At 72.2% G+C, this 15,094-nt stretch carries 14 protein-coding genes and 1 pseudogene; 9 read left to right on the top strand and 6 right to left on the bottom strand.

The window, feature by feature from the left end; all coding sequences use genetic code 11:
* Position 1: 1 nt before the first annotated feature.
* Positions 2–595, top strand: a complete 594-nt coding sequence (locus tag CMO28_RS14805; RefSeq protein ID WP_296714760.1) for a lysine exporter LysO family protein — start codon at positions 2–4, stop codon at positions 593–595.
* Positions 596–599: 4 nt separating this feature from the next.
* On the opposite strand, the gene CMO28_RS14800 is transcribed toward CMO28_RS14805, so the two are convergent.
* From CMO28_RS14800 to CMO28_RS14780, 5 genes are all read right to left on the bottom strand, one after another.
* Entirely contained in the window at positions 600–1,577 is a 978-nt protein-coding gene (locus CMO28_RS14800; RefSeq protein WP_296714757.1) for an NADPH:quinone oxidoreductase family protein, read from the bottom strand.
* 57 nt (positions 1,578–1,634) lie between these two features.
* Positions 1,635–2,354, bottom strand: coding sequence for a TetR/AcrR family transcriptional regulator (locus CMO28_RS14795; RefSeq protein ID WP_296714753.1), 720 nt, complete (start codon positions 2,352–2,354; stop codon positions 1,635–1,637).
* Entirely contained in the window at positions 2,351–3,952 is a 1,602-nt protein-coding gene (locus CMO28_RS14790; RefSeq protein WP_296714751.1) for a DHA2 family efflux MFS transporter permease subunit, read from the bottom strand. The genes CMO28_RS14795 and CMO28_RS14790 overlap by 4 nt, the downstream gene beginning before the upstream one ends.
* Before the next feature lie 15 nt (positions 3,953–3,967).
* Positions 3,968–5,065 carry an HlyD family secretion protein gene (locus tag CMO28_RS14785; RefSeq protein WP_296714748.1) on the bottom strand — a complete coding sequence of 366 codons (1,098 nt, stop codon included), beginning with the start codon at positions 5,063–5,065 and terminating at the stop codon, positions 3,968–3,970.
* Positions 5,066–5,407: 342 nt separating this feature from the next.
* Positions 5,408–5,824 carry a hypothetical protein gene (locus CMO28_RS14780; RefSeq protein ID WP_296714747.1) on the bottom strand — a complete coding sequence of 139 codons (417 nt, stop codon included), beginning with the start codon at positions 5,822–5,824 and terminating at the stop codon, positions 5,408–5,410.
* Between the two features lie 524 nt (positions 5,825–6,348).
* Between CMO28_RS14780 and CMO28_RS14775 the strand changes: the two are divergent.
* The 6 genes and pseudogenes from CMO28_RS14775 to CMO28_RS14750 form a co-directional block, all read left to right on the top strand.
* Positions 6,349–6,909 (top strand): annotated as a pseudogene (locus tag CMO28_RS14775) (fasciclin domain-containing protein); the annotation flags it as partial.
* A 101-nt stretch (positions 6,910–7,010) separates the two neighbouring features.
* Positions 7,011–7,586 (top strand): sigma-70 family RNA polymerase sigma factor, encoded by a 576-nt coding sequence (locus tag CMO28_RS14770; RefSeq protein WP_082828441.1) that lies wholly within the window; start codon positions 7,011–7,013, stop codon positions 7,584–7,586.
* On the top strand, positions 7,583–8,371 hold the full coding sequence (locus tag CMO28_RS14765; protein WP_296714740.1) for an anti-sigma factor domain-containing protein: 789 nt from the start codon (positions 7,583–7,585) through the stop codon (positions 8,369–8,371). Before CMO28_RS14770 ends, CMO28_RS14765 begins: the two co-directional genes overlap by 4 nt.
* Positions 8,372–8,480: 109 nt before the next feature.
* Positions 8,481–9,464 (top strand): ABC transporter substrate-binding protein, encoded by a 984-nt coding sequence (locus CMO28_RS14760; RefSeq protein WP_296714738.1) that lies wholly within the window; start codon positions 8,481–8,483, stop codon positions 9,462–9,464.
* Entirely contained in the window at positions 9,461–11,191 is a 1,731-nt protein-coding gene (locus CMO28_RS14755; RefSeq protein WP_296714736.1) for an ABC transporter permease, read from the top strand. The genes CMO28_RS14760 and CMO28_RS14755 overlap by 4 nt, the downstream gene beginning before the upstream one ends.
* Complete coding sequence (locus CMO28_RS14750; protein WP_296714733.1) at positions 11,188–12,303, top strand: ABC transporter ATP-binding protein; 1,116 nt, start codon at positions 11,188–11,190, stop codon at positions 12,301–12,303. Before CMO28_RS14755 ends, CMO28_RS14750 begins: the two co-directional genes overlap by 4 nt.
* Here CMO28_RS14750 and CMO28_RS14745 read toward each other — a convergent pair.
* Positions 12,300–13,484, bottom strand: coding sequence for an NAD(P)/FAD-dependent oxidoreductase (locus CMO28_RS14745; RefSeq protein ID WP_296714731.1), 1,185 nt, complete (start codon positions 13,482–13,484; stop codon positions 12,300–12,302). The genes CMO28_RS14750 and CMO28_RS14745 overlap by 4 nt on opposite strands.
* A 162-nt stretch (positions 13,485–13,646) precedes the next feature.
* Between CMO28_RS14745 and CMO28_RS14740 the strand changes: the two genes are divergently transcribed.
* Together CMO28_RS14740 and map are read left to right on the top strand one after the other, a co-directional pair.
* Positions 13,647–14,249, top strand: a complete 603-nt coding sequence (locus CMO28_RS14740; protein ID WP_296714729.1) for a TetR/AcrR family transcriptional regulator — start codon at positions 13,647–13,649, stop codon at positions 14,247–14,249.
* Entirely contained in the window at positions 14,246–15,070 is an 825-nt protein-coding gene (gene map, locus CMO28_RS14735; protein WP_296714727.1) for a type I methionyl aminopeptidase, read from the top strand. Before CMO28_RS14740 ends, map begins: the two co-directional genes overlap by 4 nt.
* Positions 15,071–15,094: the final 24 nt, after the last annotated feature.

The following is a 15,094-nucleotide window of genomic DNA, read 5'->3' as shown; positions in this document are numbered from 1 at the left end:
CATGACCCTGATCATCCTTGGCGCCTATGTCGCCGGCATCGCCCTCGGCGCCCTGGCCCCCGGCCTTGCGACGCAGACAGCCGATGCAACCGAGCCCGCGCTGATGCTGCTGGTCTTCCTGGTCGGGATCGGCACGGCGCTGGATCCGTCGGCCTGGGCGCGGCTGCGCAGCGCCGGCCCGCGCGCGATCGCCCTGCCGGTGGCGGTGATCCTGGGCACGCTCGGCGGTGCGGCGCTGGTGGCGCCGCTGCTGCCGGGGATGAGCCTGCCGGACGTGCTGGCCGTCGCCTCGGGCTTCGGCTGGTACAGCCTGTCGGCGGTGATGATCGCCGAGGCGCGCGGCGAGGTGATGGGCGCGCTGGCGCTGATGGCCAACATCTCGCGCGAGGTCATCACCCTGGTCTTCGCCGGGCTGATGGTGCGCGCCTTCGGGCCCCTGGCGCCCGTCGCCTCGGCCGGTGCTACCGCCATGGATGTCTCGCTCGGCATCATCACCATCCATGGCGGACGGGAGGCCGGGCTGGTGGCCCTGGCCAGCGGTTTCGCCGTCAGCCTGGCCACGCCGGTTTTCGTGGGCTTCTTCCTCTCGCTCTGACGCTTCAGCCCGGCACCACCACAATTTTGCCGCCCTTGCTCCGCGACAGGGTCGCCGCCAGGGCCTCGCGGGCCCGGTCGAGCGGCATCTCGACCACCTTCGGCGGCAGCAGCTCCCCCGCCGCCACCCGCGCCATCAGCGCCAGCCGCACCGCGCGCGCCTCGTCGGCATGGGCCGTCAGATAGTGGCGGATTTCCACCCCGATCAGGGCCGCGCTCTTGAGCAGGGGCAGATTGACCGGCAGGGCCGGGATCGCGCCGCCGACGAAGCCCAGGATCAGATGCCGCCCTTCCTTGTCGAGCGAGCGGAACAGGGGCTCGAAGCCGGGGCCGGCGACAGGGTCGAACACGATATCGATCGCGCCGCCCGGCAGGGTCTCGCGGATCCGGGCCCGGATGTCTGGGTCGAGCGACGATATGGCCGCAGCCGCGCCCAGCGCGATCGCCCGCGCCCGTCCCTCTTCGGTGCTGGCGAGCGCCACGACATGGGCGCCGGCCCGCGCCGCCAGTTGCACCGCCGCAGACCCGCCCCCGCCCGACGCCCCGGTCACCAGCACCCGCTCCCCCGGCATCAGGCCTCCGCGCGGGAACAGGCCGTAGGCCGCCGTCTGATAGTCGACCAGCATGGCCGCCGCATGGAGGCCCGACAGCCCGTCGGGCACCGGATCGGCCTCGTCCTCCGCCACCACGACATGGGTGGCGAGGCCGCCGCCCATCTGCCAGGTCACCACCCGGTCGCCCGGCACATACCGGGTGACGCCGGGGCCCGTCGCATCGACGATGCCGGCGATTTCGCCGCCCGGCACATAGGGCAGGTCGGGGCGGATCTGATAGCGGCCATGGACGATCAGCCCGTCGACATAGCCGAGGGCGGCGGCCTCTATCCGCAGCCGCATCTGCCCCGGCCCGGGCTCGGGCGTCGGTCGCTCGACCAGGGCGAAATCCTCGACGCGGCCCAGGGCCGTGCCTTCCCAGCGCAGCATGCGTGTTCCTTCCCGGCTTCCGGTTTTCCGGGCGTCCCGGGGCACGGGCCCGCCGGTTCAGTCGGGGGCATAGGCCTTCAGGAAGCGCCTGACCGCAGCCTCCACCCGCCGTTCGGCCTCGGCGTCGTCGGGCGGCGGCGCGGCGTGGAACAGCTGGCGGAGCTGCAATTTGCCGTTCAGCATACCGAAGAAGTGTTCCGACGCGAGATCGGGATCATCGACCGACAGCCGGCCGGCACGATCCTGTGCCGCCAGCCAGTCGGCCAGCCTGCGGCCGTTGCGGGCCGGGCCGATCTCGTAGAAGGCGGCGGCGAGATCCGGTGCCATGCCGCCCGGCCCCGAGCCGGTCAGCATGCGCATGACCGAGACCATCTTGCCCGAGATGACCACATCCATGAAATGCCAGGCGATGCGGGTCAGGATCTCGTGGGGCGAGGCCTCGGGGTCCGGGGTTTCCAGATGGGCGGTGATCTGGTCGGCGACCTCGGCGATCGCCGCCAGGAACAGCTCGTCCTTGTTGCGGAAGGCGTTGTAGATCGTCTGCTTCGAGACCCCGGCCTCGGCCGCGATCTCGCCCATGCCGGCCACGAAGCCGTCGCGGGTGAACAGCCGGCGGGCTGCCTCCAGGATCGCGCGGCGCTTTTCCGTGTCGGGCGGCCGGCCGGGCCCCTGCCGGGCCGGCGGGCAGCCGGTGCCGCAGGCTTCGGCCGCAGCTTCCCGGGCGGCGGCGACAGCGGCACGCACCCGGCGGATGTCGGTCCGGCTCGCCTCGGTCAATGCCCGCCTCCCCCGCCGGCTCCGGCCATCTGCGGCCGGCGCACGGTGGTGGTGATCACCGCCGCGGCGACGAAGATCCCCGCCAGCACCAGAAAGACGTCGCCGAAGGTCATCACCTGCGCCTGGGCCTGGATCATGTTCATCAGCGTCTTAAGCGCCGCGAGCGAGCTGTCGCCGGCAATCGCTCCGTCGAAGCGCTGCCCCAGGGCGTCGAGTGCCGCCTGGACCTCGGGCCGGTTCGGGTTGGCGGCATCGGCGATGCGTTCCAGATGCAGGGCGTTGCGGTCGATCATCAGGGTGTTGATGCCGGCAAGGCCGACCGCACCCCCCAGATTGCGCATCAGATTATAAAGCCCGCTCGCATTCTTCAGCATCTCCATCGGCAGCGTGCCGAGCGCGATCTGGTTGACCGGCAGCATGCACAGCATCAGCGACATGCCGCGCATGATCTGCGGCCACAGCAGCTGGTCGAACTGCCAGTCGGCGGTGATGTGCGACATCCACCAGGTGGACCCGGCAAGCATGATGAAGCCGATCGCCAGCATCACCCGCACATCCATCTTGCGCGACAGCATGCCGGCGATGGGGGCCGAACAGAACTGGGCAAGGCCGGTGACGAACAGCACCTCGCCGATCTGCATGGCGTTCAGATCACGGATCCGCGCCAGATAGAGCGGCAGCACATAGACCAGGCCGTAGAGGCCGACGCCGATCACGAAGCTGAACACGCAGCCGGTGGCGAAATTGCGGTCGCGGAAGGCCTTGAGATCGACGATCGGGTTGTGGTGGCTCAGCACCCGCCAGAAGAAGCCGATGCCGGCTGCGACCATCAGCACGAACAGGAAGGTGATGGTGCGGTCGTCGAACCAGTCGTCGCGCGGCCCCTCTTCGACCACATATTCCATCGAGCCCAGGAACAGCGCCATCAGCACCAGCCCGAGCAGATCCAGCCGGCGCAGCAGGCTGCGATCGCCGGTATCGAAAGAAGGCGCGCGCCAGACCACCAGCGTCACCAGAATGCCGGGCACGACGTTGACCAGGAACAGCCAGTGCCACGAGAAGATCTCGGTCAGCCAGCCACCGAGGGTCGGGCCGATGGTGGGGGCGAGCGTCGCGACCAGACCGATCACCACCGACACGCCGGCCCGCCGGTTGCCGGGGAAGAGCTGGAAGGCCGCCGCGAACACGGTCGGGATCATCGCCCCGCCGACGAAGCCCTGCAGCGCCCGCCAGAGGATCATCTCGTCGAGGGTGGTGGCGGTGGCGCAAAGCGCGCTCATCACCGTGAAGCCCGCCGCCGAGATCAGGAACAGGCCACGGGTCGACAGCGCCCGGGAGAGATAGCCCGAGAGCGGGATCATCACCACTTCGGCGATCAGATAGCTGGTCTGGATCCACGAGACCTCGTCGGGGCTGGCGGCGAGGCCCGCCTGGAGTTCCGACAGCGAGGACGACACGATCTGGATGTCCAGGATCGCCATGAACATGCCGAAGACCATGGCGATGAAGCCGGCGATCTGCCCCACCGAGGGCCCCTTGGGCGCCGCGGCGGCAGGTGCCGGCGCTGCACCGCCGGCTGTGGACGTGGCCTCGGTCATCGGACCCGCCTCCGCTCAGCGCTGCGCCAGGCGCGGGGCCGTGGGCTCGGCACCCAGGCCGTACTGGGGCTGAACCGCTTCGGCCGCGGGCTCGGCCGCGGTATCCACCGCCACCACCACCGACAGGCCCGGCACCAGCAGCTTCGCCGCGGGATCGGCCTCGTCGACCGCGATGCGGACCGGCACGCGCTGGACGATCTTGGTGAAGTTGCCGGTGGCGTTCTCGGGCGGCAGCAGGCTGAAACGCGCACCGCTGGCCGGCGACAGGCTTTCGACCCGGCCATGGAGTTCCCGCCCGCCGAGGGCGTCGACCGCGATGGTCACCGGCTGGCCGGGGCGCATCGCCGCAAGCTGGGTCTCCTTGAAATTCGCGACCACATAGGTCTCGGGCAGCGGCACGATCGCAAGCGCGGTCTGGCCGGCCTTGACGTATTCGCCGGGCTCGACCGAGCGATTGGCCACGATCCCCGACTGGGGTGCCCGGACCACGGTATGGGCAAGATCGAGCCGCGCTGCCTGCAGCGTCGCCTCGGCAGAGGCGATCTGGGCCTCGGCCTCGACGCGGTTCGCCTCCAGCACCGGCACCTGGCCCCTGGCGGCCGCCACGGCGGCCCTGGCCTCGGCCAGCGACGCCTCGGCCTTGCGGGCATCGGCGCGGGCGGTGTCGTAGCGCTGGGCACTGGCGGCGGCGGTACGGTTCAGCTCGGCATAGCGCTTGAGGTCACCGGCCGCGCGGGCGCGTTCCGCCTCGGCCGAGGCGACGCCGGCCTCGGCGCGCGCGATCTCGGTCTTCTGCAGCTCCAGCTGGCGGTCGATCACGTCAACCGACGCCCGGGCGCGGGCCAGCGCCGCCTCGGCTTCGGCGACCTTGGCCTTGTAATCGGCATCGTCGATCCGGAACAGCAGGGCGCCCGCATCGATCGCGGTGTTGTCCTTCACCGCCACCTCGGTGACCTGGCCGGCCACACGCGGCGCGATGTTGGCGATATCGCCATGGACATAGGCGTCGTCGGTGCTTTCGACGAAGCGGCCATGGCGCCACCATTCCGCACCGTACCAGCCACCGCCGACCAGTGCCGCAACGACCACCGCGCCAAGGATGATCTTCTTCATACCGCCTCCGCCGAATGACCGGACCGCCCGAATTACTGGACCAGGGCGACCACGAATTGGTTTCCGCACAAGATGGCCGATCCGGCGGGGGCTTCAAGACATTTCTGGATGATCGGGTCCAGAAATTCCGGAGGGGTCACCTTCGGGCAACGCATGGCGGTGACGGGGGTCACAAAACGGCGCAAGCCCGCCAGACGGCGGGCTTGCGGACAGTGTGAGAGGGTACCCGAAAGGGAACGGGTCGGATGCGCCTTGCGGCACACCCGACCCGTCCTGTCGGTCCTTGAGGGGAACCCGGCCGTCGGCGCACCCTTCCGACGGCCTGCTTCACGGTCGGACCGATCAGGTGGCGCCGCCGGCGGGGTTGCCCGAAGGCGTCCCGCTCTGCGGCTCAAGATTGCTGCCGCCAGATCCGGAGCTGCCGGCCGGACCGGTATCGCCCGCGCCGGGGCTGGTGGCGCCGCTGCTGGCGTCACCCGGCGCATCGGGGGCGGGCTGTGCCGGCGTGGTCGGGCTGGGAGAAACCGGCGCGGGCGTGTTCGGAGCGGTCGGGGCACCGCTCTGATCAGTCGGCGCCGAAGGGCTGGCAGGCGCGGATGGGGCGGGGGCAGGTGCAGGCGCCGACGGCGCGGGGGCCGGGGCCGACTGTTCGGCCGGCGGCGTGCTCGGGGCGTCGGCGTCGTCGCAGGCCGCGACCGCCAGAACCGCAGCTGCGGCGAAGGCGAGACGGGTTGCGACGCGGGGGAAGGCGATGCCCATCTGAGGTGGTTGCTCCTGATGATGTCTCGGCTGTCCCCGGGGAGAGGGGCAGGTGGGCCGCGGCGGGCGCCGCACGGCCGGTCCGATGCCTCCTACGGGAAAGGAGGTGCCCCTCGGGAGAGGGAGGGGCTCCCATGAGCGGCGGGACGGGGCCGGGACATGGGCGACGGGATCAGTGGACCGGCGCGGTCGGGACGGGCGGGAGGTGTGCTGGTGCCCGTCGCGGCCACATCCCGACTGTCGCCCGGATCGCCCCGCCATGCACGTGAGCGATACCGGGCATCCGAGAGCCAGAGTTGTGACCGGAAAAGGGCCGGCCTGCAGGCCTGCGGCTTTTTTCGGCAGGCCGCTGCATCCGTTTCGCCGGGGCGCCCCGTAAGGCTTGCATGGAGCAGGGCCCAAGCCGCATCGCCCGAGCCGTATCGGCCCGCCCTGCCCGCAGCGAACCAGGGAGACATCGGATGACCAGTGTCACGACCTCCGGCCGGGCCAGCGCCCGCGCCGCAACCCTTGCCCTCGCTCTGATGCTGGGGGCCGGTCTGGCCGGCTGTGCCGGCGGCGGCATGCAGGACGGCCGGCATATGGCGTCGGCCGCGCCCATGGATCCGGTCGAGGTGGGCGGAGCGCCCATGTATGCCGGCAAGACCATCGTCGAGAACGCGGTCAATTCGGCCGATCACACCACCCTGGTGGCGGCCGTGAAACAGGCAGGGCTGGTGGATGCCCTGTCGGGCCCCGGCCCGTTCACCGTCTTCGCCCCGACCAATGCGGCTTTCGACGCCCTGCCCGCGGGCACGGTCGACGGGCTGATGGCACCATCGGCCCGCGACCGGCTGACCGGGGTGCTGACCTATCATGTCGTGCCCGGCCGGCTGACCCGCGCCGATCTGATGACCCGCATCCGGGCCGGCGGCGGCAAGGCCGTGCTGACGACGCTGTCGGGCGGCATGCTGACCGCCATGATGAACGGCCCCGACAATATCGTCATCGCCGATGCCGGCGGCCACACCGCCGACATCTCGACCTATGACGTGCTGCAGTCGAACGGCGTCATCCAGGTGATCGACCGGGTGCTGATCCCGAAGGGCTGCCCCCGCCTGCCCGCCCCGCCCCGGATGCACATGCACGATCCAGAGCGACGTGATAGGGTTGCCCGTCATTCATTGCGAGGGGGCGGGGCGGGTCCATGGACCACGGGCCGGAAACCGACGGTCTGCACGACCTGCTGACAGCCGTGGGCACCGGCGACCGGCGCGCCTTCGACGCGCTGTATCTCAGGCTGTCGGGCCGGCTGCACGCGGTCGCCCTGCGCATGCTGAGGGATGCCGATCTGGCCGAGGACGCCGTCCACGACGCCTTCGTGCAGATCTGGCGCAATGCCGGGCGCTACGACCGCGCCCGGGGCGAGGTCACGGCCTGGGCGATCGGGATTCTGCGCTACCGGGCGCTCGATCTGCTGCGCCGGCGCGGCCGCGAAACCGCCGCCGACCCGGTCATCGTCGCCGATCTGGCCGATCAGGCTGCCGCCGCGGATCCCGACAATCCCCCCGCCTTCACCACACCGGAACTGCCCGGCCGGATCAACCGGCTGGAAACCTGTCTGGCCGAGCTGTCCGAGGGCGCGCGCGGCAGCATCCGCCTTGCCTATGTCGACGGGTTGAGCCATGGCGAAATCGCCGGCCGCACCGGCCAGCCGCTCGGCACCGTCAAGAGCTGGATCCGTCGCGGCCTGGCCGCGCTGAAGGAGTGCCTGGAGCGATGACCGCCGGCCCGACCGATCCGCGGGAGGTTCCCGATCCGCGCGACGTCGACATTGCCGAATACGTGCTGGGCACGCTGGACGAGCCGGCGCGGACGGCGCTGCGCGCCGAGATCGCCCGGGATCCGGCACTGCGCGCGGCGGTCGCCGACTGGGAACGCCGGCTGGCCCCGATGGCGCTGGCGCTGGATCCGGTCGCGCCGCCCGCCCGCCTGAAGGCGCGCATCGATGCCAGCCTTGCGGGCGACACCAGCCGGAGCGAGGCGGCGCAGGTGATCGACCTCCGCCGCGGTCTGACCCTCTGGCGCTGGACCGCCGGGGCGGCCGGGCTTGCCGCGGTGGCGGCTGCGGCCATGGCCGCCTTCCTGCTGATCCGCCAGCCTCTGCCCGATCCCGACGCCACCCGGCTGGTGGCGGTGCTGCGCCCGCTGGAGGCCGCCGAAGCCCCGACCTGGGTGGTATCGGCCGAGCCGGGCGAAGGCTTCGGCCGGAAGCGGCTGCTGGTCCGCACGCTGGGCGTGCCGGCGGCCGGAACCGCGGCAGAGGCCGCGCCCGGGCCCCGGGATTTCGAACTCTGGGCCCTGCCGGGCGAGGGCGCGGCACCGGTTTCGCTGGGCCTGATCGATCCGGCGCACGAGACCCGGGTCGACCTGCCCGCGACGCTCGGCCCCCGCCTGGGTGACGGGCTGGGCCTGGCGGTTTCGATCGAACCCGCCGGCGGCTCGCCATCCGGCGCCCCCACCGGCCCGGTGGTGCTGATCGGCGCGCTGACCCGCACCGGCGGCTGAGCACCGACGCCCCGATCCCGCGAGGGCCAGGTCCCGCGATGGCCGACATCTGCCTGCAACACGGGCGTGGTATGCGGGCAGATCGGTTCGCCCGTGGAGATCACGCCCCATGAAGACGCCCACCCTGCTGCTGGCCGCGGCCCTTGCCGCAGCCACCCTGATGCCCGCCGCCGCCGATGCCGCCCAGGGCCGTCTGGTCGTCTACACCTCGACCCCCAACAAGGCGATGGCCGATCTGATCGCCGCCTTCAACAAGGCGGAGCCCGAGGTCACGGTCGAGTTCTTCCGGTCGGGCACCACCGAGGTGATGGCCAAGCTGGATGCCGAATTCGCCGCAGGCAGCCCCGAACCCGACCTGCTGCTGATCGCCGACAGCGTGGCGATGGCCGGGCTGAAGGCACGCGATCGCCTGGCGGCCTGGCCAGACGCGCCGGTCGAGGGGCTGCCCGCCACGTCTTATGATCAGGATCGCACCTGGTTCGGCACCAAGATCATCGCCACCGGCATCGCCTGGAACACCGCCGCCGGCCTGCCTGCACCGACCGGCTGGGCCGATCTCGCCGCCCCCGCCGCAAAGGACCGGGTGGTGATGCCAAGCCCGCTCTATTCCGGTGCGGCTACCATCCATGTCGGCACCGTCACCGCCACCCAAGGCCTCGGCTGGTCTTACATGGAGGCGCTGAAGGCCAATGGCGCAACCGCCCTGCAGGGCAATGGCGCGGTGCTGGATGCGGTCGCGACCGGCCGCGCCGCCTATGGCGTGCTGGTCGATTTCATGGCCTTCAATGCCGCCGCCAAGGGCTCGCCGGTCGGTTTCGTCTACCCCGCGGAAGGGGCGACCGCCGTTACCGAGCCGGTCGCGATCCTGAAGACCGCCCGCAATGTCGACGCCGCCCGCGCCTTCGTGGCCTGGCTGCTGTCCGAAGACGGTCAGCGCTTCACGGTCGCCCAGGGCTATATGCCGCTGCGGCCCGAGGCCGGCGCGCCGCCGGGGCGTCCGGCCAGCGTCAAGCTGCTGGAGGTCGCACCCGACACCCTCGCCGCCACCGGCGAGGAGACCCGACGGCGTTTCGCGGAACTGTTCGGCGGGTGATCCCGGCCTTTCGCCTCCGGTTTCCGGCGCGTCCCCGCCTGCCACTGACGGAGGCCGGCGGCCCGCCGGGCGATCCCCGTGCCGGCCGCGCGGGCCTGCCGGCGGTGGCGGCCGCACTGCTGCTGGCCGGCCTGCCGCTCGGCTTCATTGCGGTCGAGGCGGTGGCGGGCAGGCTCGGGCTCGGCCTGCTCGGCGACGGGCGGGTGCTGCAGGCCGGGCTCAATACGCTGGTGACGGCCCTGGCCTCCACGGTCGCGGCCCTGGTGCTGGGCGGTGGTGCCGCCCTGCTGGCCGGGCTGACCGACCTGCCGGGCCGGCGCGGTTTCGCGGCCCTCGCCCTGCTGCCGATGCTGATCCCCAGCCAGATTGCGGCACTCGCCTGGGGGCGGGCCTTCGATCCCGCAGGCCCGCTGGCCCGGGTGCTGGGGCTGGGCGGGTTCGGCCCCAACCCGCTGGAAAGCGCCTGGGGCGTGTGGCTGGTGATGGGGGTGGAGCATATGCCGATCGCCTTTCTGGCAGTGATCGGCGCCGTCACCCGCATTCCGGCCGAACCCGCCGAGGCGGCACGGGTTGCAGGTGCCGGCCCCGCCGCAGCCCTCGCCGTCGCGGCCCGCCCGCTGGTGGCCCCGGCGCTTGCCGCGGCCGCGGCCTTGTCGCTGGTATCCGCCGCGGGCAATTTCGGCGTGCCCGCCCTGCTGGGCATTCCCGGCGACTATCCGGTGCTGTCGACGCTGATCTATCAGTGCCTGTCGGGCTTCGGGCCGGCGGCGCTGAGCGAAGCGGCGGCCCTGGCCGGCCTGCTCGGCCTGGGCACGCTGGGCCTGCTGCGCCTGCAATCCCTGATGGCCGGGCGCGCCGCGCGCGTCGCCGATGGCAGCCGGCTGGTGCCCCGCCTGGCGCTGGGCAGGCGCCGCCGTCAGATCGCGGGGGCCGCCTGGATGCTGATGATCGCCCTGTCGCTGCTGCCGCTGGCGGCCCTGGTCGCGGCCTCGCTGGTGCCGGCGCCCGGCGTGCCCCTGACAGCGGCCACCGCCAGTCTCGACGGCTATCGCGCGGCACTGGACCTCCGCCACGGGGCGGGCGGCGCCGTGATCACCTCGGCCTGGCTCGCCCTGGTCACCGCGCTCGTGTCGGTTGCGGTGGCGCTGCCGCTGGGCCTCTTGGCCGCGCGCGGCGCACCCGCCGCCCGGCTGGCCGCCGGCGGCTTCGATCTGGCCCTCGCCCTGCCGGGCACGGTGTTCGCGATCGGGGTGATCCTGGCCTTTCTGCCGCCGCTGCCGGGCATCGGGCTCACCCTCTACGGCACGCCCGCCATCCTGCTCGCCGCCTATCTCGGCCGGTTTCCGGGGCTGGTGCTGGCGCCGGTGCGGGCCGCCGCGGAACGGCTGGACCCGGCACCCGAACAGGCCGCGCGTCTGGCCGGGGCCGGCTTCCCGGCCCGGATCCGCGTCGGCGCCTGGCCGGCGCTCGCCGGCCCTGCGGCCGGCGGCGCGCTGCTGGTGCTGCTCACCGCCTTCAACGAACTCACCCTCTCGGCCCTGCTCTGGTCGCGGGGGGCCGAGACCGTGGGGGTTGCGATCTATGCCCGCCAGGCCGAAGGCGACAGTGCCGGCGCCGCCGCGCTCTCGGTGGTCGCCCTGGCCGCAGCACTTGGGCTTGCAGGCCTCGCCTTCCGGATGATCGCCCGCCTGCCCGGGCTTGAAAGCGCTTTCGGAGACCGCCCATGACCCCGCCCGCCCCTGCAGCATCGCCCCTGCCGGACGCCATCCGGCTGGATGCGGTGACCCGCCGCCATGGCCGCAAGGCGGCCCTCGACCGGGTCGATCTTCAGGTCATGCCGGGGGAATTCGTGGCACTGCTCGGCCCGTCCGGCTGCGGCAAGACCACGCTGCTGCGCCTGGTCGCCGGGCTCGACGGCGCCGATGAGGGACGGATCAGCCTGGCCGGCCGGCCGGTGGATCGCGACGGCCGGGTCCTGGTGCCGGCCGAGGCGCGCGGCGTGGGCATGGTGTTCCAGAGCTATGCCCTGTGGCCGCAGATGACGGTCGCGCGCAATGTCGCCTATGCGTTGGAACGCGCCCGCCGGGCACCGGCCGAAACCGCCGCCCTGGTGGCAGAGGCGCTTGCGGCGGTGGGGCTGCAGGACCGCGCCGGGGCCATGCCCGATGCGCTGTCGGGCGGCCAGCGCCAGCGCGTCGCCCTGGCCCGGGTTCTGGCGGCGCGCCCCCCGGTCGTGCTGATGGACGAGCCGCTGGCCAATCTGGACCCGCATCTGCGCCGCGGCATCGGCGAAGAGATCCGGCGTCTGCACGACGCCACGGGCGCCGCCACGCTCTACGTCACCCATGACCAGGCCGAAGCGATGGCCCTGGCCGACCGGATCGCCGTGCTGAAAGCCGGCCGCATCACCCAGATCGATACGCCGGAAGCCGTCTATGACCGGCCGGCCGATGCCTGGACGGCCGGTTTCATCGGCCAGGGCGCCGTGCTGCCGGTCACGATCCTGCGGGCCGAAGCCGAAGGTCGCGCCCGCGCCCGCATCGGGACGGGGTCCGATCTGGTCGAGGCGGTGCTTCACGTGCCGCCGGGCACCGCCGCCGGCCCGGCGCTCGCCGTTTTCCGGCCGGAACAGCTGGTGCCGGTGCCGCGCGGCACCACCGGCAGCCTGCCCGCCATTGTCGACCGGCGGGTGTTCGAAGGGGCAGGACGCCTGCTCTGGCTGTCGGCCCCCTGGTCGCCCGAGCCGGTGCCGATGCGCACCGGCCGCGAGGCCCCGCGCCCGGGCGACGTGCTTGGGGTGGTGGTGCGCGACGGCTGGGTCCTGCCGACCCCGGGCTAGATCACCGCCAGTTCCACCAGCGGCCGCCCCTCGGCAACCCGGGCCGGGCTGAACTGGCCGAGGTCGAGGGTCACGAAGCGGCCATGGACGATCAGCTCGGCCAGCCCCCGGCCGGCGGCGGCGGCCTGCTGCAGGCCATGACCGCTGAACCCGGCGATGACCTGGAAATTGGCGAGGTCCGGCATCGGGCCGATCAGGGCGTTGGCATCGAAGACGTTCATCTCGTAATGCCCCGCCCAGGACGCCCCCGGCCGCAGCCTTTCGAAGGCCGGCACGCGCGCCGCCAGCACCGGCCAGATCCGCTCTTCGAACAGGGCATGATCGACGATCAGTTCGGGCTGATCGGGGTCCGCATCCCCCTCTCCCGGCGACCAGCCGCAGATGAAGCGGTTGCCTTCCGGCCGGAAATAGACGCCGGCCGGGTCGACGGTCAGCGGGGCGTCGTGGGGGCCGTGCTCGCAATCGAACACGAAGACCGAGCGGCAGCGCGGCCGCACCGGCAGATCGAGCCCGGCCATCGCCGCCACGGTCGCGGCCAGGGGGCCTGCGGCATCGACAACCTGGCCTGCGCCCAGCCTGCGGCCCGAGGCGAGGCGGACCGAGGCGATCCGGTCCCCGTCCCTGTCCAGTCCCACCACCTCGTCGTCGAGATAGACCGCCCCGAGCGCCCGGGCCTTGCGCTTGAAGGCCTGAAGCAGCGCCCAGCCGTCGAACCAGCCCTCGCCTTCCAGCCCGAGCGTGCCGCCCGACAGCCCGTCTGTCGCAAGCCAGGGGAAACGGGCGGCGAGGTCGGCCGGATCGAGCAGCGCCGATCGGGCACCCGCCTCTGCCTGGGCGGCATGGACCGCCGGCAGATGGGCGCCACCCGCCGGGCCCGCCAGCAGCAGATAGGCCCTGGGCACCAGCCCCAGATCAGGTGTGGCACCGTCGACCGCCAGCAGGGACGGATCGCGCAACAGCGCATAGCCGAAGCGCGACATGTGGATATTGGCCGGGGTGGAGAATTGCTGGCGGATCGATCCGGCGGACAGCGCCGAGGACGCCCGGGCATAGCCGGGGTCGCGCTCGACCACCGCCACCCGGCCGTCGAAGGCCGGGTCGAGCCCCAGGAAACAGGCGACCGCCGAGCCCATGGCTCCGCCGCCGATGATCACGACGTCGAACGTCTCTGCGGACGACATCCCGGCCTCCTCCTCCCTCGCAATCCGCAACCGGCCCGGCCGGTTGCGCGCGCCCACGTTAAACCGGCGCCACGGGCCGCGCCAGCGATGGCGCTTGACGCCGACCGCCAGCCCAATTAGAACCCATCAATTAGAATAGATGATTTAATTAGGGAGACCCGGATGGTCCGCACCCCACGCTTCGCCGCCGAAGACTTTGTGGAAGCCGCGATCGGGCTGGTGGCCGAGGGCGGCCCTTCGGCTGCGACCATGGCCTCGATCGCCCGGGCCGTGGGGGCGCCGACCGGATCGCTTTATCATCGCTTCGACAGCCGTGCTGCGGTGATGGGGGCGATGTGGGCGGCCCTGCTGGATGAACTCGCCGGCATCCTCGCCCCGCCGCTTGCCGCAGGACAACCGGCCCGGGCGGCCCTTGCCCTTGCCGACTGGGCGGCGGCACGACCGCGCCCGGCGCGCGCCCTGCTGCTGGCCGATCTCGACACCGTGCTCGACGCCCCGCCCGAAGGCGATACGGCCGCGGCGATCGATGCCGCCGAGGCACGGATCGAGGCAGCCTTCGATGCCTGTGCCGCCCGGCTCAGGATCGCAGCCGAGGATGCGGCAGCGCGCAATCGGCTGCGCTTTCTGGTCATCGACGCGCCGGTTGCGGCACTGCGCCCGGCGCTGAAGGCCGGACGGATGCCCGGCCCGGGCGAACGGCGCCTGATCGAGGAGCTGGTCACCCTGCTGCCCACCTCACCCGGCATTGAGGAGGACGCCGCATGACCCGCCTGTCGATCGAGGCCGACGATACCGGCCGCCACACCCCGATCCACGGGCCCGAGGCGATCGCCGCCCTCCGCGAGGCCGGACGGATCGCGGCGCTCACCCTGGACCATATCGCCCCGCTGATCCGCCCGGGCATCTCCACCGCCGAGATCGATCACGAGGCCGATGCCTTCATGCGGGCCGCCGGTGCCGTGGCCGCCACCATCGGCTACAAGGGCTATGCCCATGCCAGCTGCATTTCGATCAACCATGTCGCGGCCCATGGCATCCCGTCCGACACGAAGCGGCTGAAGGCGGGCGACATCGTCAATGTCGACGTGACCCCGCTGGTCGACGGCTGGCACGGCGATCCCAGCCGCACCTTCGGCGTGGGCAAGCTGCCGCTGAAGCTGAAGCGCCTGGTCCTGGCCACCTTCGAGGCGATGTGGGCGGGGATCGACGCGGTCCGGCCGGGCGCGCGCCTGGGCGATGTCGGCGCCGCCATCCAGGCCCGGGCCGCCGCCGACCGGCTGACGGTGCTGACCAGTTTCTGCGGCCACGGCACCGGCCGCATCTTCCACGACGCGCCCCAGGTGCTGCATGTCGGCTGTGCGGGCGACGGGATGCTGCTGGAGCCGGGCATGGTCTTCACCATCGAACCGATGCTGACCACCGGTCGCGACCGCACCACCATTCTGCCCGACGGCTGGACGGCCGTGACCGCCGACCGGGCCCCCACGGCACAGTTCGAACACACCGTCGCCGTGACCGAAACAGGGGTGGAGGTGCTGACACTCTCTCCCGATGATCCATCCCCCAGATCGTGGAATTTTGACTGACGGCAGGGAACCGGACGCTTTTCA

The organism is Tistrella sp., from assembly GCF_002684955.1.
Classification (GTDB): Bacteria; Pseudomonadota; Alphaproteobacteria; order Tistrellales; family Tistrellaceae; genus Tistrella; species Tistrella mobilis.
Note: the sequence above shows the minus strand (reverse complement) of the source record. Positions and strands in the feature narration are given on the sequence as shown.